The following is a 22,773-nucleotide window of genomic DNA, read 5'->3' as shown; positions in this document are numbered from 1 at the left end:
TTTCACGGATGATACCATGAGCCTGCTTATCTATGCACAAAATCCGCCCTGTAAACCGGGCAAATCCGTAATTATTCCCTCTATTTGTCAGCCTTATCCCTCGTCCGCTGTCATTTCAGCGTCACGCACAGCCATTACCCTGTCACAAACCCGCCATGCCGCCCGTGCAAACCCCCGAGGTTCCCATGCTGCAAACTAACATCAGCCGCGACATTTCCTACGCCACCTCGGCCCGCACCCGCCCCGGTCGCGCCCTGATCCGCGTGCTGGAAAACGTCTCTGGCCGCCGCCACCTGATCGAGCGCGCCGCTGGTTACGAACATGACATCGCGCAAGGCCGCTCGTTCTGGCAAGTCATCCCCGAGCGCTACGGCCTCAGCCTCGACCTCATCGCAGGCAGCCTTGCCAACATCCCCACCGCAGGCCCACTGGTGCTGATCGCCAATCACCCCTACGGCATCCTCGACGGCTTGATGATGGGCCATCTGCTGGATGCGATCCGAGGCGATTTCCGCATCCTGTCGAACGCGGTCTTCCGCCACGCCGAGGCGCTGAACAAAGTCCTGCTGCCGATTTCGTTCGATGAGACCAAAGAGGCCGTCAAACTCAACCTGCAAACCCGCGCCACCGCCCTGCAATACCTCAGCGAAGGCGGCGCGATCGGCATCTTCCCCGGCGGCACGGTGTCAACCTCGCTGAAACCGTTTTCCCACCCGATGGACCCGTCCTGGCGCAACTTCACCGCCAAGATGATCGCCAAATCCAACGCCACCGTGGTTCCCATATACTTTGAGGGCCACAACTCGCGCCTGTTTCAACTCGCCTCCCGCGTCCACGCCAACCTGCGCGTCGCGATGCTGCTGAAAGAGTTCAAATCCCGCACTGACACCCCCGTCCGCCTTGTGATCGGCCAACCGATCCCCGCCGACACCATCCAATCCCTGAAATCCGACCCCACCGCGATGATGGAAACCCTGCGCCAAGCCACCTACGCCCTTTCACCCGCGCCACTTCCCTCTTATGCTCACGGCTACGAATTCGAGGCGAAATACAAATCCCGCTAAACCGCAGCCTCAAGACTGCGAAAGCGGGCAGGGGGCAAAGATGGCAGTAGGCGTATTCGACAGCGGCATCGGCGGGCTGACAGTGCTGGACGCACTGACAAAGCGTCTCCCCGACACCCCCTTCGTCTATTTCGGCGACAACGCCCACGCGCCCTACGGCGTGCGCACCCATGACGACATCTTCAATCTGACCTGTGCCGCCACCGAACGCCTGTGGGCCGAAGGCTGCGATCTGGTCATCCTCGCCTGCAACACCGCCTCCGCCGCAGCCCTCAAACGCATGCAGGAAACCTGGCTCCCCCCCGAAAAGCGCGTCCTCGGCGTATTCGTGCCGCTGATCGAGGCCCTGACCGAACGCCAATGGGGCGACAATTCCCCCCCGCGTGAAGTCAGCGTCAAACATGTGGCCTTGTTCGCCACCCCCGCGACCGTGGCCTCCCGTGCCTTCCAGCGTGAACTGGCGTTCCGCGCCATCGGCGTCGATGTCGAGGCCCAACCCTGCGGCGGTGTCGTTGATGCCATCGAGCAAGGCGACGAAATCCTCGCCGAAGCCTTGGTGCGCAGCCATGTCGAGGCCCTGAAACGCCGCATGCCCCACCCGCAAGCCGCCGTTCTGGGTTGCACCCACTACCCCCTGATGGAAAAAACCTTCGCCGAGGCGCTTGGCCCCGAGGTCAAAGTCTACTCCCAAGCCAACCTCGTCGCCGAAAGCCTCGCCGACTACCTGCAACGCCGCCCCGAAATGCTGGGGGCCGGCACCAAGTCGAAATTCATCACCACCGGCGACGCCGCGTCCGTCTCCAACAAAGCCACGCAATTCCTGCGCAAAAGAGTAGTGTTTGAGGCCGCGTGACGCCGACCACTCCTCCGCTCTGTAGGATGGGGTTTCACCCCACCATCACCTTGCCGCCGATCTACCCAATCGCAACTCCAAAAATTTCACATTGGCCCAAATATCCCCCGCGGAGCGTTCCGAACTTACAACCCGCGCAGCGCCTTGGCCATCATCGTAGGGTGGGTGCAACCCACCACTACCGTTCCACATCAAACACATAGTCTTGCTCGGAAACTCAACTTATACCAAACCTGCGCCGCACTTGCATTCGCCCATTAATGTAGTTACATTAAATACAGATCGAATCTGACCCCGCCAAACGCGACGCGACCCTGCTCAAGCGGGGGCTGGACATGGCGGAAGCCAGCGCGATCTTTGCAACCGAGGTTCTTACAGTCGAAGATGACCGCGTGGTTTACGGCGAGGCGCGCTTCGTGACAGTTGGATATCTGAATGGTCGGATGATGTTCGTGGCGTGGACACCAAGCGGTAATGCCCGACGCATACATAAGTATGAGGAAAGCAAATGATCATGAAATTGCCAAATTCAGCATCGACCACGGCCTTGCCGATTGATCCAGCCTCCGAGCCTGACGATGATCTGCCCGATATGACCGCCCCCTACTGGGCCGCCAAATTCGCCGCCGCCCGCGTCCAACGTGGCCGCCCGAAATCCGCCACCCCGAAAATCTCCACCACCCTGCGCCTCGACCCCGAAGTGCTCGAAGCCTTCAAATCCAGCGGCCCCGGCTGGCAAAGCCGCATGAACGAAGCCCTCCGAAAAGCCGCAGGCCTGTAGGGTGCGTGATTTCACGCACCGTCGCCAAACCTTAACAAATCCTTAAATCCACCACCCCACCCCCTTGAATCCAAACAACAAAAAAATGTCCCGAGTTGGGACCAGCCAAAAAGGCCCCCAAAATGCTCCCCCTGACCCAACACCGCGCCGCCCGCCTGAAAGCCCTGCAAGCCGAGGACGGCTGGCTCAACCTCACCGACCGGGTCGAGCTCAATCCCGGCCCCCAATCCGCAGGCACCGCCCCCGATAATCAAATCCACCTCTCCACCGGTCCCGCCCATCTCGGCCTGATCGACCCCACCACCGAAACCCTGACCCCGCCCAACGAAGCCCCGATCCCCTTCCTCCCCACCCCAGCAGGCTTCCCCCAACTCCGCACTGAAACCCTCCTGCTAGAACTCCACACCGTAGACGGCACCCCAGCCCTCCGCGTCCGCGACCGCACACTGCCACGCCGAGCAACCCTCTACTACTTCCCCACCAACCCATCCCTGATCCTCCGCGCCCACTGGCAAGCCCTGTCAACCCCGATCACCCAACCCATCGACCAAAAAGGCGGCGCGCAAACCACTGTCCAACTCACCCACACCGCGCATTTCACCTACCAAAGCCACGCCATCACGCTGCTTGCGACCCATTGGAAAGACGGCAAACCCATGTTCGTGATCCGTGACCAGACCAGCGGAAAAGAAACCTACCCCGCCTCGCGATTCCTGATCGGTGAGGACGCGACCGACACCGAAATCACCCTCGATTTCAACCGCGCCTTCACCCCGCCCTGCGGCTTCACCGATTTCGCGATCTGCCCACTGCCGCCTCGCGACAATATCCTGCCGTTTCGGGTTGAGGCTGGCGAGCGCCTGACACCATAATTTCACTTGCATCTGCCCCCCCCAAACGCCACATCTGCGCCACCAAAACGGAGGCAGCCATGACCCATCGCATCGCCATTCTCGGAGCTTCAGGTTACACTGGTGCCGAGCTTGTCCGCCTGATCGCCACGCATCCCGAGATGAAAATAGTTGCGCTTTCTGCCGACCGTAAAGCGGGGATGGCGATGGCCGAAGTCTTTCCGTTCCTGCGTCACCTTGATCTTCCGCGCTTGCAAAAGATTGATGAGATCGACTTTTCAGGCGTTGATCTGTGTTTCTGCGCGCTGCCCCACGCGACCACCCAAGTTGTCGTCTCGGCCCTGCCGCGCGATTTGAAGATTGTCGATTTGTCGGCTGACTTCCGGCTGCGTGATCCGGCAGAGTATGAGAAGTGGTATGGCCAAGCCCACACAGCCACCGACCTGCAAAAAGAAGCTGTCTATGGTCTGACCGAGTTTTACCGCGACGATATCCGCAAGGGGCGTCTGGTGGCAGGGACGGGTTGCAACGCCGCGACCGGGCAGTACGCGCTGCGGCCGCTAATTTCGGCGGGGGTGATTGATCTGGACCATATCCTGATCGACCTTAAAGCCGGAGTATCAGGGGCTGGGCGGTCGCTAAAGGAAAACCTGCTGCACGCGGAACTTTCCGGCGGCACGCATACCTATTCGATGGGTGGCAAGCACCGCCACTTGGGCGAGTTTGATCAGGAGTTTTCTAAACTCGCCGGACGGCCTGTTCATATTCAGTTTTCGCCGCATCTGCTGCCGATGAACCGCGGGATTCTGGCGACCACCTATGTGCAGGGCGACGCGAAGGTCATTCATCAGGTGCTGACCGGCGTTTATGCAGCCGAGCCGTTCTTGCAGGTGCTACCCTTTGGCGCACTCCCCTCGACGCGCGACATTGCAGGCTCTAACTACTGCCATATCGGCGTGATCGGGGATCGGGTTCCGGGCCGCGCTGTGGTGGTGGCTGTGTTGGACAATCTGACGAAAGGCTCGTCGGGGCAGGCGATCCAGAACGCCAATCTGATGCTGGGAATTGAGGAAACGTCGGGGCTGATGTTAGCACCGATGTTCCCGTAAGGGGCTGATATGGCTGGGTTAAAGGGGCTAAAAAAACGCCGCCGCGTGCAGTTGATCCTGTTTGCATTTGTGCTGCTGGCGGCCTCAACCGCACTGATTGGCTATGCCATGCGCGACGGTATCAACTTTTTCCGCTCGCCCAGTCAGGTTCTGTCCGATCCGCCGCGCGCGGGTGAGGTGTTTCGCATCGGCGGGCTGGTCGAAAAGGGCACCTTGGTGCGCGGGCAGGGGGAAACGATCACCTTCAGCGTGACCGATACCAACAAGACCGTGCCTGTGAAGTTTACCGGAGTTCTGCCCGATCTGTTTGCCGAAGGCGCGGGCATGGTCGGCACCGGAGAGATGGAGGGCGATACCTTTGTCGCCAGTGAAATTCTCGCAAAGCATGATGAGAATTACATGCCAAAAGAGGTGGTTGACGCTTTGAAAGCGCAGGGCGTTTACGTCGCGCCGCAGAAGTAGTTCTGCAGTACCAGCGCGCGCTTCACTCGCAGCAGATTAACCGCTTCGCGCCAGCATAGCCCCCGGCAATTCAAGGGGAGATGCGATGAAATCTGTACAGGATTTGGCGGCTGAGATTGTCGCGCGCGAGGGCGGTTTTGTGAACGATCCCGATGATCCGGGCGGCGCCACAAACCACGGAGTTACTCTGAATACCCTGCGGCGATTGGGGATCGATATTACCCGTGACACAAGGATCGACGTGACCGATGTGAGGGCGCTGACCCCCGCCCAAGCGGTTGATATCTATGTCGAACATTACTACCAGCGCACTGGCATTGGCGCGCTGCCCGAGGTCTTGCAAGCGTCCGTTTTCGATATGTATGTCAACGCAGGCGCAAATGCGGTGAAGGTGTTGCAGCGGTTGCTGACCAGCATGGGATTTCCCTGCAATGCGGATACTCAGATTGGTCCGCAGACCATTCGCGCGGCGCAGATGGCCGCAGAAGCTGCCCCCAGCCACCTTGCAGACGCCTACGGAATTGCACGGCGGAATTATTATTACGCTCTGGCCGATGCCCGTCCCGCCAGCCGCAAATATGCGCGCCGCCGTGATGGCGGCAAGGGCGGTTGGATCACGCGCGCCGAGGAGTTTATCGCGCCGAAATATCGGCTGACAGAGGCGCAACATCACGCACGGGTGGCAGCATGGGATTGATCGGCACAGTTTTGAATGCGCCGGGCGCGGTGGCGGCTTTGGGTGATGCCGCCAAGGGCGTTGCAGAGGTGTTCGTCCCGTCGGCGACCAAGCAGATGGAGCTGTCGGCACAGGCGCAAGCGGCGGCGCTAGAGCAATTTGGTGATGAATTCAGCAATGCCTCGACCAGTGGTTTCGACCGCTTGATTAACGGGTTAAACCGCCTGCCGCGCCCGCTTCTGGCGTTCGGCACCATTGGCCTGTTTGTTTATGCGATGATTGACCCGCCGGATTTTGCTTTGCGTATGATGGGGTTGAATGCGGTGCCGGAACCGCTTTGGTGGCTGCTCGGTGCCGTCGTGGCGTTTTACTTTGGCGCGCGTGAGACACATTACTTTCGCAATCGCCCGGTCAGCGTGACTGCGGGGCTGAATCCAACCACCGCGGCCTCTGACGCCAATCCCGCCTTGGATGATTGGCGTTTTGAGCAAAACTAGCCGCCTAAACGGCCCCAAAACCGGGGCTGTCCTTGACCTGTCTTGCTGGCTCTGGCATTGCCAAACCAACGAGACAGGAATTGATCAAATGAACCTCTTTGCCGAAATCCGCAGCTTGGTGACCGACAGCCTGACGGCTTTGGCCGCCGAGGACGTTTTGCCCACTGGTCTGGACTTTGCACAGGTGGCGGTCGAGCCGCCGCGCGATCCGGCGCATGGTGATATGGCGACCAATGCGGCGATGGTGTTGGCTAAACCCGCCGGTATGCAGCCGCGTGCGATTGCCGAGGCTTTGGCTGCCAAGCTGGTGCTGGACCCGCGCCTGACCGGGGCCGAAGTGGCGGGGCTAGGGTTCTTGAACCTGCGGCTGGCGGCGAATGTCTGGCAGGGCGTGGTGAAAGCGGCGCTGACGGAAGGGTTGGCGTTTGGCAAATCCAGTGCTGGGGCAGGGCGCAAAGTCAACGTCGAGTTCGTCTCTGCCAACCCGACCGGGCCGATGCATGTAGGACACGTGCGCGGTGCCGTGTTCGGAGATGCGCTGGCGCGGCTACTGGCATTCTCGGGCTGGAATGTCACCCGCGAATATTACATCAACGATGCAGGCGCGCAGGTTGATGTGTTGGCGCGCTCGGCTTACGAGCGGTATCGCGAGGCCAATGGGCTGGAGCCTGAAATCCGCGAGGGGCTTTATCCCGGCGATTATCTGATCCCGGTGGGCGAGGCGTTGAAGGCGAAATTCGGCACCAGTCTGCTCGATAAGGGCGAGGAGGTCTGGCTGGCCGACATTCGCGAAATCGCGTCTGAGATGATGATGGAAGAAATTCGCGGCGATCTGGCGGCTTTGGGCGTCAAGATGGACGTGTATTCGTCGGAAAAGGCGCTTTACGGCACCGGGCAGATTGAGGCCGCGATCCAAGCCCTGCGTGACATGGATCTGATCTATGAAGGCACGCTGGAACCGCCAAAGGGTAAGCTTCTGGAAGACTGGGAGCCCCGTGTCCAGACCCTGTTCCGGTCCTCTGCGCATGGAGATGACAGCGACCGCCCGGTGATGAAATCAGATGGATCGTGGACCTATTTTGCCCCCGACATTGCCTATCACTACAACAAAGTGCAGCGCGGTTTTGACGAGCTGATCGACATTTTTGGTGCCGATCACGGCGGCTATGTCAAGCGGATGAAAGCGGCGGTCTCTGCCCTGTCTAATGGAAAAGTTCCGTTGGATATCAAGCTGGTGCAGCTGGTGAAGCTTTATAAGAATGGCGAGCCGTTCAAGATGTCAAAGCGGGCAGGCACCTTTGTGACCCTCCGCGATGTGGTCGAACAAGCGGGCGCGGATGTGACGCGTTTCATGATGTTGACGCGCAAGAACGACGTGACCTTGGACTTCGACTTCGCCAAGGTGTTGGAGCAGTCGAAAGACAACCCGGTGTTCTATGTGCAATATGCCAATGCCCGGATCAACTCGGTGCTGCGCAAGTCGCGTGAGGCGGGAATTGATTGCAGCGATGCAGCTTTGGCAAACGCCGATCTGGCCATCCTGAGCCACCCTGCTGAGATCGCTATGGCGCAGAAACTCGCTGAATGGCCGCGCTTGGTCGAGATCGCCGCCAAGGGTAATGAGCCGCACCGTATTGCGTTTTACCTCTATGAACTGGCGTCCGAATTCCATTCGCTTTGGAACAAAGGCAACGATGATACCAGCCTGCGCTTTATCCAAGAGGGTAATGCGGCAACATCTTCGGCGAAAATCGCCCTCGCGCGTGCCACGGGCGTTGTGATTTCGGCCGGCCTTGGTATCCTTGGCGTCACTCCGGTTGAGGAAATGCGCTAAGTGCCAAGGTCTGAGCCGCCTGACCGGAGAGGGCAAAATAACAAGCAGGGGTGGCATGTATCGCCCTTGCACGCGAGGCAAGACATGGCGGACGTGGATTTCGATGAGTTCGACGGCGGTTATGCCGAGCATGAGATAGCCTCTGGCTATGCGACGGGTCGCGCCCGCGCGATGATAAACTTGGCCGGGGCCGCCTGTTCCGTGGCTTTGGTGATTGGGCTTGGCGTCTGGGGCTATAAACTGGCGGTGCGTGATGTTTCCGGCATCCCGGTGGTCCGCGCGCTGGAAGGCCCGCTGCGTATCGCGCCCGATAATCCCGGTGGCGATGTGGCGACGCACCAGGGTCTATCGGTCAACGCTGTGGCTGCTGCCGGAACCGCTTTGCCTTTGCCGGATAAACTGATCCTTGCGCCGAAAGAGGTGGCTTTGACGGCAGAAGATCAAGCAGGCACCGCTGAATTGTCGCAACTGCCTGCCGCCGATCCTTTGGCAAGTGGTGCCGAAGTGGTCGAGGTGGCACCGCAGGCTCAGGTAAGCCTTGCGCCCGTTGAGATTGCTCCGTCTGCTATGCCCGAGGTTGCTCCCAGTGCCGGGGGGGCGGATGCGACAAGCCTTGCGGTCACTGCACCTTTGCCTGCGACCCAGGAAGACGCAGTTGCCGCAGCCCTCGCCGCCGCTTTGGCGGACGGAGAAACCGCAGAAGGCGGGTTGAGTGAGGCCGAGGTTGCCGCCGCCGATCCGGTGAAGTCAGTGCGCCCGAGGCTGCGTCCAGCCAGCCGTAGCGCCGCTGCGGTCGCAGCCGCTGAACCCGCAGCCGCCACCGCCGAAGCTGCACCGGAGGCTGCCGCTCAGGTTCCCGTCGCAACAACCACCGCCGTGGCTGAAATCGACCCCAGCACTATCCCCGCAGGCACCCGCCTGGTACAGCTCGGGGCCTTCGACGATGAGGTGAGTGCGCGTGCCGAATGGGCCAAGCTGCAAGCCGACTTCCCCGATCTGCTGCCGGGCAAAGCCATGGTCGTGCAGTCGGCGCAAAGTGGCGGGCGTACCTTCTACCGCTTGCGCGCGCATGGTTTTGCCGACGAAGATGTGGCGCGGCAATTCTGCGCCGCGATGCTGGCTCAAAACGCCTCGTGCATCCCGGTTGCGCAAAAATGATCGGCTCTGGTGCCGCGATCTTCGGCTGTGCCGGGCTGACGCTGACCGCAGCTGAGCGGGATTTCTTCCGCGATTATGACCCGTTGGGTTTCATCGTGTTTGCGCGGAATGTTGAGACTCCTGAACAGCTTACCCGCCTGACTACCGATTTGCGCGATAGCGTTGGCCGTGACGCCCCCATCCTTGTTGATCAAGAAGGTGGCCGCGTTCAGCGTCTGCGCGCGCCGTATTGGCGTGAATGGGCCGCCCCGCTTGATACCGTAGAGAAAGCCGGAGCAAACGCCGCCCGCGTGATGGCGCTGCGTTCGCTGGTGATCGCTGCAGAACTCCGAGCCGTCGGCATTGACGCCAACTGCGCCCCTGTTGCTGACATTGCGGGCCCCAATACCCACCCGTTCCTGCGCAATCGCTGCTATGGCCAAGACGTTGAAACCGTCAGCCAAATCGCCCGCGCCGTCGCCGATGCGCATCTGGAGATGGGCGTGCTGCCGGTGGTCAAACACATGCCGGGGCATGGCCGATCCATCAACGACACCCACCACGATCTGCCCACTGTCACCACCGACCGCGCCACCCTGAACGCCACAGATTTCGCGCCGTTCCGCGCTTTGGCCGACCTGCCGATGGCGATGACGGCGCATATCATCTTCTCGGCCTATGACAGCCTGCCCGCCACGCAGTCTCCTGCGATGATCAAAGCGATCCGCGATGAGATCGGCTTTGCGGGCCTGCTGATCACCGATGATCTGAACATGCAGGCCTTGGCTGGCAGTTTGGGCCAGCGGGCAGCGCGCTCGATGGCTGCGGGCTGTGATATCGCGCTGCATTGCAAGGGCGACATGGCTGAAATGCTGGAGGTCGCCGCCGCCGCAGGCGTCATGACCGCAGCCGCCCGTACGCGCGCTGTGGCAGCGCTTGCGCAGCGCTGCCCGGCGAAATCCGTTGACATCGCCGCGCTGGAGGCTGAGTTTTCGGCTCTGCTGGGCGAAGGTGCGCATGGCTGACACGGATACCGACGATTGGGGCGCCGCAGAGCGTATTCCGGCTGCCGAGAGGCTGGCCTCTGAAGCGCTGATCATTGACGTCGATGGCTTTGAGGGGCCGCTCGACCTTTTGTTGATGCTGTCGCGCACGCAAAAGGTTGATCTGCGCAAGATTTCCGTGCTGCAACTGGCCGAGCAATATCTCGTTTTCGTGCAGCGCGCGCAGGCGCTAAGGATTGAACTCGCCGCCGATTATTTGGTGATGGCGGCGTGGCTGGCGTTCCTGAAATCCCGCCTGTTGCTGCCCCCGGAACCCGGTGAGGCGGGGCCATCTGCCGAAGATCTGGCGGCGCATCTGGCCTTCCAGTTGGAGCGTCTGTCGGCAATGCGCGAGGCCGCTGCGAGGCTGATGGGGCGGGATCAGTTGGGCCGAGATTTCTTCGCGCGGGGCGTGCCCGAGGATGTTACCCGCAAGGTCAATGTCAGTTATTCCGCCACCCTGCTGGACCTGATGCGCGCCTATGCCCGCATCCGCACCCGCGACGAATTCCGTCCCTATGCCTTTGATCGCAAAGACGTCTACACGATGGAAGATGCGCTGGAACGGATGCGCGGCCTGCTGGGTTATGCGGGGGAATGGTCGGATTTAACCAGCTTCATGCCCGAAGGCTGGGAGGTTTCCCCCACCCGCCGCAGATCGGCCACTGCCGCGCATTTTGCCGCGATTTTGGAAATGGCCAAGCGCGGTCAGGTGCAGATCAAACAGGGTGAAGTCTTTGCCCCGCTGATGATCCGCAGGACAAATCCATGACCGATCCGATTGAGAAAAGCCTGTTCGAAGCGCCGCCGATGGGCGAGCAGGAACGCATGGTCGAAGCCATCCTGTTCGCTTCGACCGAACCTGTCACTTTGGCCGAACTGGTCAAGCGGATGCCGCATGGTTGCGATCCGGCTGAGGCCCTGTTGACCCTGCGCCGCCGCTATGACGGGCGGGGGGTGAATATGGTCAAGGTTGGCGATGCCTACGCTTTCCGCACCGCTGCCGATCTGGGGCATTTGATGCAAAAGGAAAGCGCCGAGCAGCGCAAACTGTCGCGCGCGGCGATTGAGACGCTGGCGATTGTGGCTTACCATCAGCCGGTGACGCGGGCCGAGATTGAGGAAATTCGCGGTGTCGCGGTCAGTCGGGGCACCGTGGACCAGCTGTTGGAGTTGGACTGGATCAGGTTGGGGCGCAGGCGGATGACTCCGGGGCGTCCGGTGACCTTTGTGGTGACCGATCACTTCCTTGACCACTTCGGCCTTGAATCCGCCCGCGATCTGCCGGGGCTGAAAGAATTGCGCGCGGCTGGGCTTCTCGACAGTCGCCCCTTGCCGGGTGGGTTGACCACCCCATCTGAAGACGAAGAACAGCCCAGTACCGGGCAAAGCGAATTGTTTGAGGACTAAGCCATGGACCGTATCATTCAGATGATCCTGAATAAACTCTTGGGGCGGCTGGTCAACACCGCCGTTAATAAGGGTGTTGATTATGCGGCTCGTAGGGGGAAGTCGCCCGATGATATGACGCCTGAAGATCACGCACAGGCCCGCGCGGGCAAGGAAATGGCGAAGCGCGCACGGCAAGCGGCCAAGCTGACCCGCCGCATCCGCTAAAGCAAAAGGCCCGCCAGTGGCGGGCCTTTTGGTACTGATCTAAAAGGTTAGCGCGCGCGACGCCCACCGCGACGCCCTGACGTTGCCGCCGTTGCCGCAGCCGAAGCCTCGGCAAACGTCGCCCCAGCCTCGACAGCCTCCAGAACCTTCGCAAAGCGGATCCACTCGCCGCCATTGGCGTCATGGTTCATCAGGAAGTTGGCGGCGCGAATGGCCTCCATCTCGGGCAGACGCACCGGGTTCATGATGGCGCTGGTCATCCCTGCGCCGATCGCCATCGGCAAGAAGGCCGCGTTGACGCCGTGACGATGCGGCAAGCCGAACGAGATGTTCGAGGCACCGCAAGTGGTGTTGACGCCCAACTCTTCGCGCAGACGGCGCACCAAGGCGAACACCTGCTGGCCAGCCGAGCCCATCGCACCCACAGGCATCACCAGCGGGTCAACCACGATGTCATGGGCCGGGATACCGAAGTCGGCGGCACGCTCAACGATCTTTTTCGCCACAGCAAAACGCACATCGGGGTCTTGCGAAATCCCGGTGTCATCGTTGGAAATCGCCACCACCGGCACGTTGTATTTCTTCACCAGCGGCAGAACCAGTTCCATGCGGTCTTCTTCCCCCGTCACCGAGTTCAGCAGGGGGCGGCCCTCGCAAGACTGCAAGCCAGCCTCCAACGCGCCGGGAACCGAGCTGTCGATGCACAAAGGCACATCCACCACGGCCTGAATCCGTAGGATCAATTCGCGCATCAGCGGCGGCTCGACAAAGTTATTGTCGGCATAGCGCGGATCTTCGGCCATTTTGTTGGTGAACACCGCCCCCGAGTTCACGTCCAGAATGTTGGCACCGCAAGCTACCTGCTCTAGCGCGTCGCGCAGAACCGTTTCAAAATTGCCGGCTTCCATTTCGGCGGCCAGCTTTTTACGGCCCGTTGGGTTGATACGCTCACCGATCACGCAGAACGGCTCGTCAAAACCGATGATCACGGTTTTTGTTTTAGATTCAATAACGGTACGGGTCATTCTTAAACCTTCTCTTTAAGCGTTTGTGGGTTTCTTAAGCGTTTGCAGGCACACCAGAGGCACCGCCATTTTCGGTAACCCAAGCCGCATTGGTCTTGATGCCGCCGAGCGGGAAGAAGTGAACCTGCTCAATGCCAAAAGCCGGGTTCGCGGTTTTGTGGGCAGCTAGCCCTGCGATGAACTCGGTCGGCTCGTAGGGTAGCAGCAGTTTCGTCACGTCCATTGCGCGCTTTTGTAACACGCGCAAGGACGCACCAACGCCGCAGGAAATTGCGAATTTGATCAGGGTTTGCAGTTTGGCAGGGCCCGCCACACCGATATGGATCGGCAGATGCACGCCTGCATCGGCTAGACGATTGGCCCAAGCGATCACCGGGGCCGCCTCAAAGCAGAACTGCGTGGCAATCGCCATTTTCGCGTCAGAGCGTTCCGAGAACGCCTGTTTCCATTTCAGCGCAGCCAGCACAATGGCATCGCCGCCGTCCTTGTCGATGTCTTTGTTGCCCTCGGGGTGGCCCGCGACGTGCAGGCGGTCAAAGCCGTCGAACAGCCCGGTTTCGATCAACTGCATCGAGCTGTCAAAGTCCCCGGCAGGGGTATTGACGCCACCGCCCAGCAAAAGCGCCTGTTTGACGCCCGCCTCGGTCTGATAGCGCTTGATCCAATCGGCCAAGGTTGCCTTGTCATGGATGATCCGCGCCGGGAAATGCGGCATCACGTCGAAGCCTTCGCGCGCAATGCGCTTTGCGGTGGCCACCATGTCTTCAATCGGCGTGCCCTCGATATGGGCGATGTAAACCCGCGTGCCTTTCGGCAGCAAGGCGCGGAAATCTTCCACCTTTTCGGCGGTGCGCGGCATCACCTCAATCGAATAGCCCTTCAGAAAGGCTTCATTCGCATCGGTGTTGACGGCGGGTTTGGTTTCTTTGCGGAAAAAGCTCAGTGCCACGCGGGCCTCCCTTAGAACGGTCAGGCTTGCGCCCAGCCCTCGGCGTTGATCAGCGTCTTCAGACGCTCGGTATCATAGGTGGTGTCCAAGCGCGCGGCCTCGGCGGCAGCCACCTCGGCGGCTTCGCCTTCCACCGGATAGGGATCAGCCTTGCGCCATTCGGCCAAGTAAGCGTCGGCACCTTTAGCGCCGATCTTCATGGCACAGCGGTCAATCGCTTGCTCAAACCGCTCGGGCAGTTGCACCTTAGACGCAGATCGCCCCTTACCGACAATCACCTGCGCCGGAATATCGCGCCAAAACACCACTGTTACATCCGGCATAGCTGATTCCCCCCACCTATTTTGTCACCTGTTCTATGCGCCGATACGCGACAAATACGGTCGGTTTTCGACATAGAACATGCTTGTAGCGACCACGCTTGTTGCTAGCGGCAAACAGCGCGTGCGGCCAGTGCTTAGGATTGGAGAAATTTTCATCATCTGTATGAACACACAGCTCACGTTTGCACAGGCATGGGGGAGGGTGCTTGCCACTGCCCGGTAACGGGACTACCTTTGGGGTAACCACTAATGGAGGGCGATTATGGCGCCCGAGCGTCCCCTGGGGGCGGACGCGATGCAAACAGCGGTTGAGGCACAGGGTGCTTTCCGCGAAACTGACCCGTCGGCCCCCCCCGGCCTGTGGTCCAAGGGGCTTTATGCTGCCGTGGATCTGGGCACAAATGCGTGCCGCATGTTGATTGCCCAGCCAAGGGGCAGTCAGTTTGTGGTTGTGGACAGTTTCTCAAAAACTGTCCAACTGGGTGCGGGGCTGGAAGCCTCGGGCCGGCTTGGTCGTGCCTCGATGGGGCGGACGATGCAGGCGTTGCGGATATGCCAGAAGAAGATCGAACAGCATGGCGTGACGCGGATGCGGTTCGTGGCGACCGAGGCGTGTCGGCGTGCGCGCAATTCCAAAGAGTTCATGCGGCAGGTGCGGCGCGAAACCGGGCTGATTGTCGAGATTATCCCGGCCGAAGAAGAAGCACGGCTGGCGGTGATTTCTTGCGCGCCTTTGGTGAATCGTTCGACAGAACAGCTTTTGGTGGTCGATATTGGCGGCGGGTCCACCGAACTGGTGTGGATTGATCTGTCGGCGGTGGCCCCCGAGGATCGTCCAAAGTCGATCATGCGGCTGCATCGCGGTTTTCAGTTGGAGCCTGCGGGGGCGCGGGTGGTGGATTGGATTTCGGTGCCGTTGGGTGTCGCGACGCTGAAAGACCAGTTTCAGGATGTCGAGGATGACGCGGCGCGGTTCGCGTTGATGAGCTGGTTTTTTGAGGAAAATCTTGCGTCTTTCAGCCCCTATGCTTCGGCGCAAAAGCGTGAGGGGTTTCAGATTATTGGCACCTCTGGCACTGTCACCACTGTGGCCGCCAGCTATCTGGGCCTCCGGCGTTATGATCGCACCAAGGTGGACGGGTTGCAGATGACCAGCGATCAGATTGATCTGGTGATCCGCGAATATCTGACGCTGGGGCCGGAAGGGCGGCGCAATGATCCACGGATTGGCCGTGACCGACATACGCTGATCATGTCCGGCGCGGCTATCCTTCAGGCGCTGATGCGGATATGGCCAACCGATCGCCTTTCCGTCGCCGACCGTGGTCTGCGCGAAGGGCTCTTATATGCACAGATGAGCGCCGATGGCGTGTTAGAGGACGGGCCGTTCGAATGACCGAGAAAACCACATCAGGCCGGGGCCAGCGCGAGCTGCGCGTGCGGGTCAAAACCGCCAAGGGCCGCAAGCTGTCGTCAACCCTGTGGCTGGAGCGGCAGTTGAACGATCCCTATGTGATCCGCGCCAAGAAGGAAGGTTTTCGGGGCCGGGCGGCGTATAAGATTTCCGAGCTTGACGACAAGTATGGCTTCCTGGTGCCGGGCGCGCGGGTGGTCGACCTTGGCTGTGCGCCGGGGGGCTGGTGTCAGATCGCAGTGAAGCGGGTTAATGCTTTGGGCGACAATCCAAAAAAGCCGATTGGCACTGTGCTCGGCATTGATCTGCAAGAAATTGAAGGCATCGCGGGCGCGCAAATCCATCAGTTGGATTTCCTATCCGACGAAGCTGACGCTCTGGTCAAGGGCTGGCTGGGCGGCAAAGCCGATGTGGTGATGTCGGATATGGCGGCATCGGCTTCGGGGCATAAGGGCACCGACCACTTGCGGATTATTGCACTCATCGAGGCGGCTTTAGCCTTTGCCTTTGACGTGCTGGAAGAAGGCGGCACGTTTATCGCCAAAGTTCTGGCGGGCGGCGCGGAAAATGAGATGCAGGTGCAGTTGAAAAAGTCGTTCAACAAAGTCGCCAATGTGAAGCCGCCAGCGAGTCGCGCCGACAGTTCCGAAAAATTTGTCGTCGCACAGGGCTTCCGGGGTAAAGCGACGCTGACTGGATCTTTCGCACCACGTTCCGGGGATGAAAATTGATCTGCCGCTATTAAGTGGGTTGCAGAAACAATCCCGAACCCGGCGAAAAACAAAAGGCGCCCCAATCGGCGCCTTTTTGCTTAAACGTTGATCGACCTTGCGCGAAAACTCGCCTCAGCCGCCCCAAGTGCGGACCGGGCCGCAGTCCATATGCACGAAGTTCGAACCATAGTAATGGCCGACACCACCCGCCGAACAGGCCTCTGCCGCCTTGGCCATTTGGCTGACCGAACGCGATTTCAATCGCAGATCAGCCGCCATGCCCTTCATATGCAGCGAGTGTTTTGCCACACCGCGCGAATGAGAACGCAGCATCGCGTTGGTCGAGGGGCTGCGATAGCCCGACAACAACATGTAGGGTTCGCGGACATCCAGCAGGCGATGCGCGGCTGCGATGATGTCATAGTTGCGAGGGTCCATGCCAACCACTTCGTCGGAACGCCAGTCGCGCATGAAGTGGTTGATTTCTTTGGTCACTTCCGGGATATATTCGCCTTCGACCCAATAAATTGTGTCGATGCTTTCCCCGGTGCGACCCGAATACATTCGGATCCGTCGGATATCGCCTGCGCCCCGTAGAAGGCCGAAAGCATTGGAATAAGTCGGGGCTGCAATCGCGGCAGTCGCCGCAAAAACACCCAACAGACCACGTCGCGTGATCATGTCCGTCTTCATAATCGCCATTCTTTGCGCCTGTCCCATCGCTGGTCTTTGACCGCCTGAAGTCGCGGTTCTGTTCGTCACTTCATCCCCAAGTGCTGGGCACCTTATGGCACAGCTTGCGGTGAAGCCAAAGAGCAGAATGGCCGCTGCGACTCAGTCTGGCAGCAATAGGCAAAAAATTGCTGAAAATGAGGGAACCAAGTGGGGATTTCCGTATCTGCCTTATTCGTGGCGAATATGCGACAATCGCGGGGTTAGTCGCGACTCATGCGCAGGCAGATGCGTTAACACGAGTTTACAGTTTCAACGATTTCACCCAAGCTTTTCAAAGTAAACCACTATCAGATGCGACAGGGCTTGGCCCGACCAATGGGAATCATCGTGCACATCAGCTTTTCCGCGCGCGCCTGCGGAGTTATCCGCCGCCTGACCGCCACCACTGCTTTGACCGTTGCTTTGGTCTGGACCACGCCGGTTCTGGCGCAAAGCGATGCTTTCACGCGGTCTTTGGCGGAAGCCTCAGCCGCAGATGAGGCCGTCGCCGCGTTTTACCGCAGCCATGGCTATCAACCTTTGTGGACCGGCCCGGATGATCAGGCGCGGCGTCATGCGTTGATCATGGCGCTTTCGACGGCGCAGGCGCAGGGCCTGCCGGTGAAACGCTACGATCCGGCGGATCTGATCGCGCTGGCGAAAGCGGCGGTGACGGAAGGCGACCGGGGCCGCTTGGAAGTGGCGATGACCAGCGCCTATCTGTCTTATGCCCGCGATGTCAGCTCTGGTGCCTTGACGCCGAAAAAAATTGACCCGACCATCCTGCGTGAGATCATCCGGCCTGATCCGGCTGTGTTGCTGGCTGGGATGGCGGCCACGACTGCGCCCGACGCTTACCTCAGGGCTTTGCTGCCCGCGGCCGCGGAATATGCCCGGTTGGTGAAGGAAAAACTGCGGTTGGAGCGCGAAGCGCCGTCGTTGATCGGGATTTCGGCGGCAAAACCCTCGCCCGGAGACAGCGGCAATGCGGTTGTGGCGCTGCGGGATCGGTTGATCGAGCTCGGCTATATGGGCCGCTCGGCCACAGCGACCTACGATGGCCAGATGCAGCGCGCGGTGCAACGTTATCAGTTGGATCAGGGCCTTGCCGCCGATGGTGTGGCTGGTGGATCGACCATTGACGCGCTGAACACGACGCCAGCGGAGCGCTTGCAATCGGTGACCGTGGCCTTGGAGCGGATGCGGTGGATGGCGCATACCGAGCTGGGCAAGCGGCATATCTGGGTCAATCAGGCGGATTTCACCGCTGAAATCGTCGATGACGGTCGGGTGACGTTTCAGACGCGGGTGGTGGTTGGCAAAGCCTCGCCCGAGATGCGCAGCCCGGAATTTTCCGATCAGATGGAATATATGGTGATCAACCCCAGCTGGGGGGTGCCGCGCTCTATCATCGTCAAGGAATACCTGCCGATGTTGCAGCGCAACCCGAATGCGGTTGGGCATTTGCAGGTGATTGATGGCAGAGGTCGTGTGGTGCCGCGCGGGGCGGTGAATTTCGCGGCCTATTCGGCGTCGAGCTTCCCGTTTGGCCTGCGTCAACCACCCTCGGATGGCAACGCCTTGGGCAAGGTGAAGTTCATGTTCCCCAACCCTTACAACATCTATCTGCACGACACGCCTGCGAAAGCGCTGTTCGCCAATGAGGTGCGCGCCTTCAGCCATGGTTGCATCCGTTTGGGCGACCCGTTTGATTTCGCCTATACGCTGCTTGCCAAGCAGACCAACGATCCGAAAGGCCTGTTCCAAGAGCATCTTGATGCCAAGAACGAAAGCTCGGTCTCGCTGGATGTGCCAGTGCCGGTGCATTTGGTCTATTACACCGCTTGGCCGACCAAGACCGGGATGGCCTATCGCCGCGATGTCTATGGTCGCGACGGCAAGCTGTTTGAGGCGCTGACCGAGGCGGGTGTGGCCTTGCCAGAAGTGCAGGGCTGATTTCCCGTTGGGATAGCCGGTTGAAACAATGTGATTTCCCTGCGGGGGAATCCGTTTGGCTGTTATGAGAATTGTGGTTCAAGCTGCCGGTTATCCGCGCTAAACCTTCCGCAAACCGCCGGAGGATACCATGGCCCATACGATCCGCGACATTGCGCAGGCTTTAGGGGCTGAAGCAGAGGGCGATCTTGACCTGCTGATTGTGCGTGCCTCGGAACCTGCAAGTGCTGGTCCGCAGGATTTGGCTTTGGCGATGGACCCGCGCTATGGCGACGGTTTGGCAAAGGGTCAGGCGCAGGCGGCGATGCTATGGCCGGGCGCGGATTGGCGGGGTTTGGGGCTGAAAGCGGCGATTTTCGCGCCACGCGCTCGGCTGGCGATGGCTGGGCTGTCGGTGATGCTCGATCCGGGGCCTGCGATTGCTGTGGGTGTGCATCCGATGGCGTTGGTGGATGCCTCGGCGCAGATCGGGGAAGGCGCTGCGGTTGGGCCGTTTGTGGTGATCGGGGCGGATGTTCGGATCGGCGCACGGGCGCGCATCGCCAGCCATGTCTCGATTGCCGAAGGCGCTGTGATTGGCGATGACGCGCTGATCCTGCAAGGCGCACGGATTGGTGCGCGGGTGACGATCGGGCATCGGTTTATCTGCCAGCCGGGGGCGGTGGTGGGTGCGGATGGGTTTTCGTTTGTGACCCCAGAGAAATCCGGGGTTGAAGAAATCCGCGCAAGTCTGGGCAAGCGCGATGAAATTCGCGAGCAGCGCTGGGTGCGGATACACTCGCTGGGCGCGGTGACCTTGGGCGATGATGTGGAGCTTGGTGCGAATGTCGCGATTGATCGTGGCACGATCAGAGATACGGTGATTGGATCGGGGACGAAGCTCGATAATCTGGTCCATGTCGGCCATAACGTACAGGTGGGCCGCGATTGTTTGCTGTGTGGGCAGGTGGGGATTGCGGGCTCGGCCAAGATCGGCGACCGGGTGGTGCTTGGGGGGCAGGTTGGGGTCAGCGACAATATTTTCATCGGTGATGATGTGATCGCGGGCGGGGCTACGAAAATTTTGACCAATGCACCTGCGGGCCGGGTGCTTTTGGGCTATCCTGCGGTCAAGATGGAAACCCATGTCGAGATACAAAAGGCGCTGCGCCGCTTGCCTCGGCTGGCGTCCCGCGTGGCGGAATTGGAGAAAGCCATATCCCTGTTACCTGATGTTGATTAAACGGGGTAAACCGTGACGGAAGGAAACCCGATGAACATGCAAAGCCAAGTGATCAGCGTGCAGGCGCAAGTGATTGCGATCATTGCCGAGCAGGCGGTGCTGGATGTGACAGATGTCAGCCCGGCGCAATCGCTGGAAAGTCTGGGCATCGACAGTCTGGGTCTGGTCGAGACGATCTTTGCGATTGAGGAAGCCTTCGACATTTCCGTGCCGTTCAACGCCAATGAGCCGTCAAAAAGCGGGTTTGATCTGACCTCGGTGGCCTCGATTGTCGCGGCGGTTGAAGTCCTGATCACTCAGAAAGCCGCATGAGGCGGGTTGTCATCACCGGAGCAGGCACGGTCAACGCCTTGGCGCGCGACGTGGCAGGCACCTATGAAGCCTTTGCCGAAGGCCGATGTGGCATTGCCGAATTGGACATTCGCGACAAGGACCGTCTGAGCATCAAAATCGGCGGGCAGGTCCGCGATTGGGATGCCGAGGCTTTGTTCAGCCGCCAGCAGATCACGCTTTATGATCGGTTTACGCAGTTTACGCTGACGGCGGCACAGCAGGCGATTGCGCAGTCCGGGCTGGTTTTTGACGGCGATCTTGGTGACGAGTCTGGCGTCGTGCTGGGTACGGCTGCGGGTGGCGTCAACACTTGGGATGACAGTTACCGCGCTGTCTATGCCGAGGATAAAAACCGGGTGCATCCCTTCGTGGTGCCGAAGCTGATGAACAGCGCCGGGGCCAGCCATGTGGCAATACAGTTTGGCTTGCGCGGGCCAAGCTTTAGCGTTTCAACCGCCTGCGCCAGTTCCAATCACGCAATGGGCCTTGCGTTTCAGGCGATCCGGGGCGGAAGTGCCACGGTGATGGTGACGGGCGGCTCTGAATCCATGCTGTGCTTTGGCGGCATTAAGGCGTGGGAGGGGCTGCGGGTGATGTCGCAAACCGCCTGCCGTCCGTTTAGTCTGAACCGCAGCGGCATGGTGCAGGGCGAGGGAGCGGCGATCTTTGTGTTTGAAGATTACGACCACGCCCACGCACGGGGGGCTCAGATTTTGGCAGAAGTGATCGGCTTTGCGATGACCTCGGATGCCTCGGACATCGTGATGCCCTCGCAGGAAGGCGCTGCGCGGGCGATCCGGCTGGCTTTGCGCGATGCCGAGGTGGCCCCCGATGCGGTGGGCTATATCAATGCGCATGGCACGGGCACAGCGGCGAATGACAAGACCGAATGTGCGGCGATCTCGCAGGTGTTCGGGGCTGCGGCGGAAAATGTGATGCTGTCCTCGACCAAATCCATGCACGGTCATCTGATTGGCGGCACCGGGGCTGTGGAGTTGCTGGCCTGTCTGATGGCCCTGCAGCAGGGCGTGATCGCGCCGACGATTGGTTATGAGCTGTCGGATCCGGACTGTCCGCTTGACGTGGTGCCCAATCAGGCGCGCGAGGTGCCCGTCGATGTGGTGATGTCGAATGCGTTTGCCTTTGGTGGGCTGAATGCCGTGCTGGTGTTGCGCAAAGCGGCGTGAGCTTGGATGAAGCCCGCCAAAAAACACGCAATAGCCCATGAAAAAGCCCGCCCAAAACTGGGGCGGGCTTTTCCTAATCTGCGTCAGATCTTACTTCTTCGGCATCGTTGCGGCGACGGCCTCGTAGCCCGCCGTGAAGCCTTTCAGCTCGACCGCCAATTCAACCTTTTGATCAGGTGCCGCAGCCGGAACAATGGTGATCGTGGCCTTGGTGCCTTTTTTGAATTGTGCCACTTCGTCTGCCGTAAAGCCGACGCGTGCCACGCAGCCCAGTTGGGCGCAGAAGGTGAACGGGTAGATCTTGGCCTTGCTGCCATCCACCGACACCGCCAGATTGGCGGTCAGCAGAGTTTCCAGCGGCGCGATGATCGTGGCACCCGCAGCAGCCTTGCCGCCAGCGGGCAGCGCGAACATGCTGATTTCAGCAACATTGGTGCCGTCTTTGTCTTTCAGCAGCTGATACAGCTCACAAGGGTCCGAGCCATCTTTCATCTTGGTGCAGCGCTGTGCCCAGGCATCGAAGGTGGCGAGTTGGTAAATCTGACCGACTTCTGCCGCTTCCTGCGTCAGCGGCGCGGGCGGCGTGTTGGGGTCAACGCCCATATTCAGATCTTCCGTCGCCGGAGCGGTGGTGTCCACCGTTGCAGCCGGGGCCGGATCCGCCGGAGCGGTCTCTTGTGCGAGGGCTGGGAATGTCGCGGCAGCAAAAGCCAGACCGAGCGAAAACGCGAGGGAACGGTGCAGAGTCGTCATCGACATCACTGTCTCTTTCTTGATTGTTTGGCTGGGCAATAGCATGGCAATGCCGGGAAGTCAGCGGGAAAAAACATCACGTCTTCGAGCGCATGGGCGAAAAACGGTTGCGGCGATCACGACTGAAACGATTCTGCTAACCGCGTGTTCCAAAAGGAAAAAGGGCCGGACAGCCGACCCTTTTTCAACTTTTCTTATTCTCCCTGTCGGACTGGCCGACTTGTGAAGCAGACGCTACGGCGCTTTCAAATCCGCGTCAA

General features: G+C 60.1%; 26 protein-coding genes. 21 read left to right on the top strand and 5 right to left on the bottom strand.

All coding sequences use genetic code 11. The annotated features are described in order from the left end of the window. The first annotated feature begins 185 nt into the window (after nt 1-185). From ACS5RD_RS17005 to ACS5RD_RS16935, 15 genes are all read left to right on the top strand, one after another. Nucleotides 186-1,064 carry a lysophospholipid acyltransferase family protein gene (locus ACS5RD_RS17005; RefSeq protein ID WP_489928374.1) on the top strand — a complete coding sequence of 293 codons (879 nt, stop codon included), beginning with the start codon at nt 186-188 and terminating at the stop codon, nt 1,062-1,064. Nucleotides 1,065-1,104: 40 nt separating this feature from the next. Next, entirely contained in the window at nt 1,105-1,917 is an 813-nt protein-coding gene (gene murI, locus ACS5RD_RS17000; RefSeq protein ID WP_489928373.1) for a glutamate racemase, read from the top strand. A gap of 275 nt (nt 1,918-2,192) precedes the next feature. Beyond that, on the top strand, nt 2,193-2,429 hold the full coding sequence (locus ACS5RD_RS16995; protein ID WP_489931402.1) for a BrnT family toxin: 237 nt from the start codon (nt 2,193-2,195) through the stop codon (nt 2,427-2,429). After that, entirely contained in the window at nt 2,426-2,698 is a 273-nt protein-coding gene (locus ACS5RD_RS16990; protein ID WP_489928372.1) for a BrnA antitoxin family protein, read from the top strand. Before ACS5RD_RS16995 ends, ACS5RD_RS16990 begins: the two co-directional genes overlap by 4 nt. 122 nt (nt 2,699-2,820) lie before the next feature. Further along, on the top strand, nt 2,821-3,570 hold the full coding sequence (locus tag ACS5RD_RS16985; RefSeq protein WP_489928371.1) for a DUF1684 domain-containing protein: 750 nt from the start codon (nt 2,821-2,823) through the stop codon (nt 3,568-3,570). A 59-nt stretch (nt 3,571-3,629) separates the two neighbouring features. Then, nucleotides 3,630-4,658, top strand: a complete 1,029-nt coding sequence (gene argC / locus ACS5RD_RS16980) for an N-acetyl-gamma-glutamyl-phosphate reductase (protein ID WP_489928370.1) — start codon at nt 3,630-3,632, stop codon at nt 4,656-4,658. Nucleotides 4,659-4,667: 9 nt separating this feature from the next. Next, complete coding sequence (gene ccmE / locus ACS5RD_RS16975) at nt 4,668-5,120, top strand: cytochrome c maturation protein CcmE (protein ID WP_054005976.1); 453 nt, start codon at nt 4,668-4,670, stop codon at nt 5,118-5,120. Between the two features lie 85 nt (nt 5,121-5,205). After that, nucleotides 5,206-5,817, top strand: coding sequence for a holin-associated N-acetylmuramidase (locus ACS5RD_RS16970; protein WP_489928369.1), 612 nt, complete (start codon nt 5,206-5,208; stop codon nt 5,815-5,817). Next, nucleotides 5,808-6,293, top strand: a complete 486-nt coding sequence (locus tag ACS5RD_RS16965; protein WP_489928368.1) for a holin family protein — start codon at nt 5,808-5,810, stop codon at nt 6,291-6,293. The genes ACS5RD_RS16970 and ACS5RD_RS16965 overlap by 10 nt, the downstream gene beginning before the upstream one ends. Nucleotides 6,294-6,381: 88 nt before the next feature. Beyond that, nucleotides 6,382-8,127, top strand: coding sequence for an arginine--tRNA ligase (gene argS / locus ACS5RD_RS16960; RefSeq protein WP_489928367.1), 1,746 nt, complete (start codon nt 6,382-6,384; stop codon nt 8,125-8,127). 84 nt (nt 8,128-8,211) lie between these two features. Next, complete coding sequence (locus ACS5RD_RS16955; protein ID WP_489928366.1) at nt 8,212-9,285, top strand: SPOR domain-containing protein; 1,074 nt, start codon at nt 8,212-8,214, stop codon at nt 9,283-9,285. After that, entirely contained in the window at nt 9,282-10,289 is a 1,008-nt protein-coding gene (gene nagZ, locus ACS5RD_RS16950; RefSeq protein ID WP_489928365.1) for a beta-N-acetylhexosaminidase, read from the top strand. The genes ACS5RD_RS16955 and nagZ overlap by 4 nt, the downstream gene beginning before the upstream one ends. Next, entirely contained in the window at nt 10,282-11,079 is a 798-nt protein-coding gene (locus ACS5RD_RS16945; protein ID WP_489928364.1) for a segregation and condensation protein A, read from the top strand. The genes nagZ and ACS5RD_RS16945 overlap by 8 nt, the downstream gene beginning before the upstream one ends. Further along, nucleotides 11,076-11,717, top strand: coding sequence for an SMC-Scp complex subunit ScpB (scpB, locus tag ACS5RD_RS16940; RefSeq protein ID WP_054005983.1), 642 nt, complete (start codon nt 11,076-11,078; stop codon nt 11,715-11,717). The genes ACS5RD_RS16945 and scpB overlap by 4 nt, the downstream gene beginning before the upstream one ends. A gap of 3 nt (nt 11,718-11,720) precedes the next feature. After that, nucleotides 11,721-11,924, top strand: coding sequence for a hypothetical protein (locus ACS5RD_RS16935; RefSeq protein ID WP_054005984.1), 204 nt, complete (start codon nt 11,721-11,723; stop codon nt 11,922-11,924). A gap of 47 nt (nt 11,925-11,971) precedes the next feature. On the opposite strand, the gene ACS5RD_RS16930 is transcribed toward ACS5RD_RS16935, so the two are convergent. The 3 genes from ACS5RD_RS16930 to ACS5RD_RS16920 are packed head-to-tail and all read right to left on the bottom strand — an operon-like array spanning nt 11,972 to nt 14,221. Beyond that, nucleotides 11,972-12,949, bottom strand: coding sequence for a methyltetrahydrofolate cobalamin methyltransferase (locus ACS5RD_RS16930; RefSeq protein WP_054005985.1), 978 nt, complete (start codon nt 12,947-12,949; stop codon nt 11,972-11,974). A 34-nt stretch (nt 12,950-12,983) separates the two neighbouring features. Next, nucleotides 12,984-13,898: a methylenetetrahydrofolate reductase gene (locus ACS5RD_RS16925; protein ID WP_489928363.1), complete on the bottom strand. Its 915-nt coding sequence runs from the start codon at nt 13,896-13,898 to the stop codon at nt 12,984-12,986. Nucleotides 13,899-13,918: 20 nt separating this feature from the next. Continuing rightward, nucleotides 13,919-14,221 carry a virulence factor gene (locus ACS5RD_RS16920; protein ID WP_054005987.1) on the bottom strand — a complete coding sequence of 101 codons (303 nt, stop codon included), beginning with the start codon at nt 14,219-14,221 and terminating at the stop codon, nt 13,919-13,921. 262 nt (nt 14,222-14,483) lie between these two features. Here ACS5RD_RS16920 and ACS5RD_RS16915 point away from each other — a divergent pair, with 262 nt between their 5' ends. Together ACS5RD_RS16915 and ACS5RD_RS16910 are read left to right on the top strand one after the other, a co-directional pair. Then, on the top strand, nt 14,484-15,617 hold the full coding sequence (locus ACS5RD_RS16915) for a Ppx/GppA phosphatase family protein (protein ID WP_489928362.1): 1,134 nt from the start codon (nt 14,484-14,486) through the stop codon (nt 15,615-15,617). Continuing rightward, nucleotides 15,614-16,366 (top strand): RlmE family RNA methyltransferase, encoded by a 753-nt coding sequence (locus tag ACS5RD_RS16910; RefSeq protein ID WP_054005989.1) that lies wholly within the window; start codon nt 15,614-15,616, stop codon nt 16,364-16,366. The genes ACS5RD_RS16915 and ACS5RD_RS16910 overlap by 4 nt, the downstream gene beginning before the upstream one ends. A gap of 114 nt (nt 16,367-16,480) precedes the next feature. On the opposite strand, the gene mepK is transcribed toward ACS5RD_RS16910, so the two are convergent. Continuing rightward, the gene (gene mepK, locus ACS5RD_RS16905) at nt 16,481-17,050 is read right to left on the bottom strand and encodes a peptidoglycan L,D-endopeptidase MepK (RefSeq protein WP_054005990.1); all 570 of its coding nucleotides are present in this window, start codon (nt 17,048-17,050) and stop codon (nt 16,481-16,483) included. A gap of 348 nt (nt 17,051-17,398) precedes the next feature. Between mepK and ACS5RD_RS16900 the strand changes: the two genes are divergently transcribed. The 4 genes from ACS5RD_RS16900 (at nt 17,399) to ACS5RD_RS16885 (ending at nt 21,760) form a co-directional block, all read left to right on the top strand. Next, complete coding sequence (locus ACS5RD_RS16900) at nt 17,399-19,018, top strand: L,D-transpeptidase family protein (RefSeq protein WP_489928361.1); 1,620 nt, start codon at nt 17,399-17,401, stop codon at nt 19,016-19,018. A gap of 130 nt (nt 19,019-19,148) precedes the next feature. Next, on the top strand, nt 19,149-20,240 hold the full coding sequence (locus tag ACS5RD_RS16895) for a UDP-3-O-(3-hydroxymyristoyl)glucosamine N-acyltransferase (RefSeq protein ID WP_489928360.1): 1,092 nt from the start codon (nt 19,149-19,151) through the stop codon (nt 20,238-20,240). Between the two features lie 36 nt (nt 20,241-20,276). Continuing rightward, complete coding sequence (locus tag ACS5RD_RS16890; protein ID WP_202905587.1) at nt 20,277-20,552, top strand: acyl carrier protein; 276 nt, start codon at nt 20,277-20,279, stop codon at nt 20,550-20,552. Next, a complete protein-coding gene (locus tag ACS5RD_RS16885) occupies nt 20,549-21,760 on the top strand; it encodes a beta-ketoacyl-[acyl-carrier-protein] synthase family protein (RefSeq protein WP_489928359.1) in 1,212 nt (403 codons plus the stop codon). The genes ACS5RD_RS16890 and ACS5RD_RS16885 overlap by 4 nt, the downstream gene beginning before the upstream one ends. Nucleotides 21,761-21,850: 90 nt before the next feature. On the opposite strand, the gene ACS5RD_RS16880 is transcribed toward ACS5RD_RS16885, so the two are convergent. After that, nucleotides 21,851-22,519, bottom strand: a complete 669-nt coding sequence (locus tag ACS5RD_RS16880; RefSeq protein WP_489928358.1) for an invasion associated locus B family protein — start codon at nt 22,517-22,519, stop codon at nt 21,851-21,853. Between the last annotated feature and the right edge of the window lie 254 nt (nt 22,520-22,773).

The sequence above is a fragment of the Cypionkella sp. PAMC25878 genome, from assembly GCF_058135695.1.
The sequence above is the reverse complement of the archived record's forward strand: the minus strand, read 5'-3'. Positions and strand labels throughout refer to the sequence as shown.

Bases quoted from the DNA above. Each gene is read 5' to 3' on its own strand.
- ACS5RD_RS17005 (WP_489928374.1), top strand. From the start codon at position 186: ATGCTGCAAACTAACATCAGCCGCGACATTTCCTACGCCACCTCGGCC.
- murI (WP_489928373.1), top strand. From the start codon at position 1,105: ATGGCAGTAGGCGTATTCGACAGCGGCATCGGCGGGCTGACAGTGCTG.
- ACS5RD_RS16990 (WP_489928372.1), top strand. From the start codon at position 2,426: ATGATCATGAAATTGCCAAATTCAGCATCGACCACGGCCTTGCCGATT.
- ACS5RD_RS16985 (WP_489928371.1), top strand. From the start codon at position 2,821: ATGCTCCCCCTGACCCAACACCGCGCCGCCCGCCTGAAAGCCCTGCAA.
- argC (WP_489928370.1), top strand. From the start codon at position 3,630: ATGACCCATCGCATCGCCATTCTCGGAGCTTCAGGTTACACTGGTGCC.
- ccmE (WP_054005976.1), top strand. From the start codon at position 4,668: ATGGCTGGGTTAAAGGGGCTAAAAAAACGCCGCCGCGTGCAGTTGATC.
- ACS5RD_RS16970 (WP_489928369.1), top strand. From the start codon at position 5,206: ATGAAATCTGTACAGGATTTGGCGGCTGAGATTGTCGCGCGCGAGGGC.
- ACS5RD_RS16965 (WP_489928368.1), top strand. From the start codon at position 5,808: ATGGGATTGATCGGCACAGTTTTGAATGCGCCGGGCGCGGTGGCGGCT.
- argS (WP_489928367.1), top strand. From the start codon at position 6,382: ATGAACCTCTTTGCCGAAATCCGCAGCTTGGTGACCGACAGCCTGACG.
- ACS5RD_RS16955 (WP_489928366.1), top strand. From the start codon at position 8,212: ATGGCGGACGTGGATTTCGATGAGTTCGACGGCGGTTATGCCGAGCAT.
- nagZ (WP_489928365.1), top strand. From the start codon at position 9,282: ATGATCGGCTCTGGTGCCGCGATCTTCGGCTGTGCCGGGCTGACGCTG.
- ACS5RD_RS16945 (WP_489928364.1), top strand. From the start codon at position 10,282: ATGGCTGACACGGATACCGACGATTGGGGCGCCGCAGAGCGTATTCCG.
- scpB (WP_054005983.1), top strand. From the start codon at position 11,076: ATGACCGATCCGATTGAGAAAAGCCTGTTCGAAGCGCCGCCGATGGGC.
- ACS5RD_RS16935 (WP_054005984.1), top strand. From the start codon at position 11,721: ATGGACCGTATCATTCAGATGATCCTGAATAAACTCTTGGGGCGGCTG.
- ACS5RD_RS16930 (WP_054005985.1), bottom strand. From the start codon at position 12,949: ATGACCCGTACCGTTATTGAATCTAAAACAAAAACCGTGATCATCGGT.
- ACS5RD_RS16920 (WP_054005987.1), bottom strand. From the start codon at position 14,221: ATGCCGGATGTAACAGTGGTGTTTTGGCGCGATATTCCGGCGCAGGTG.
- ACS5RD_RS16915 (WP_489928362.1), top strand. From the start codon at position 14,484: ATGGCGCCCGAGCGTCCCCTGGGGGCGGACGCGATGCAAACAGCGGTT.
- ACS5RD_RS16910 (WP_054005989.1), top strand. From the start codon at position 15,614: ATGACCGAGAAAACCACATCAGGCCGGGGCCAGCGCGAGCTGCGCGTG.
- mepK (WP_054005990.1), bottom strand. From the start codon at position 17,050: ATGGCGATTATGAAGACGGACATGATCACGCGACGTGGTCTGTTGGGT.
- ACS5RD_RS16900 (WP_489928361.1), top strand. From the start codon at position 17,399: ATGGGAATCATCGTGCACATCAGCTTTTCCGCGCGCGCCTGCGGAGTT.
- ACS5RD_RS16895 (WP_489928360.1), top strand. From the start codon at position 19,149: ATGGCCCATACGATCCGCGACATTGCGCAGGCTTTAGGGGCTGAAGCA.
- ACS5RD_RS16890 (WP_202905587.1), top strand. From the start codon at position 20,277: ATGCAAAGCCAAGTGATCAGCGTGCAGGCGCAAGTGATTGCGATCATT.
- ACS5RD_RS16885 (WP_489928359.1), top strand. From the start codon at position 20,549: ATGAGGCGGGTTGTCATCACCGGAGCAGGCACGGTCAACGCCTTGGCG.
- ACS5RD_RS16880 (WP_489928358.1), bottom strand. From the start codon at position 22,519: ATGTCGATGACGACTCTGCACCGTTCCCTCGCGTTTTCGCTCGGTCTG.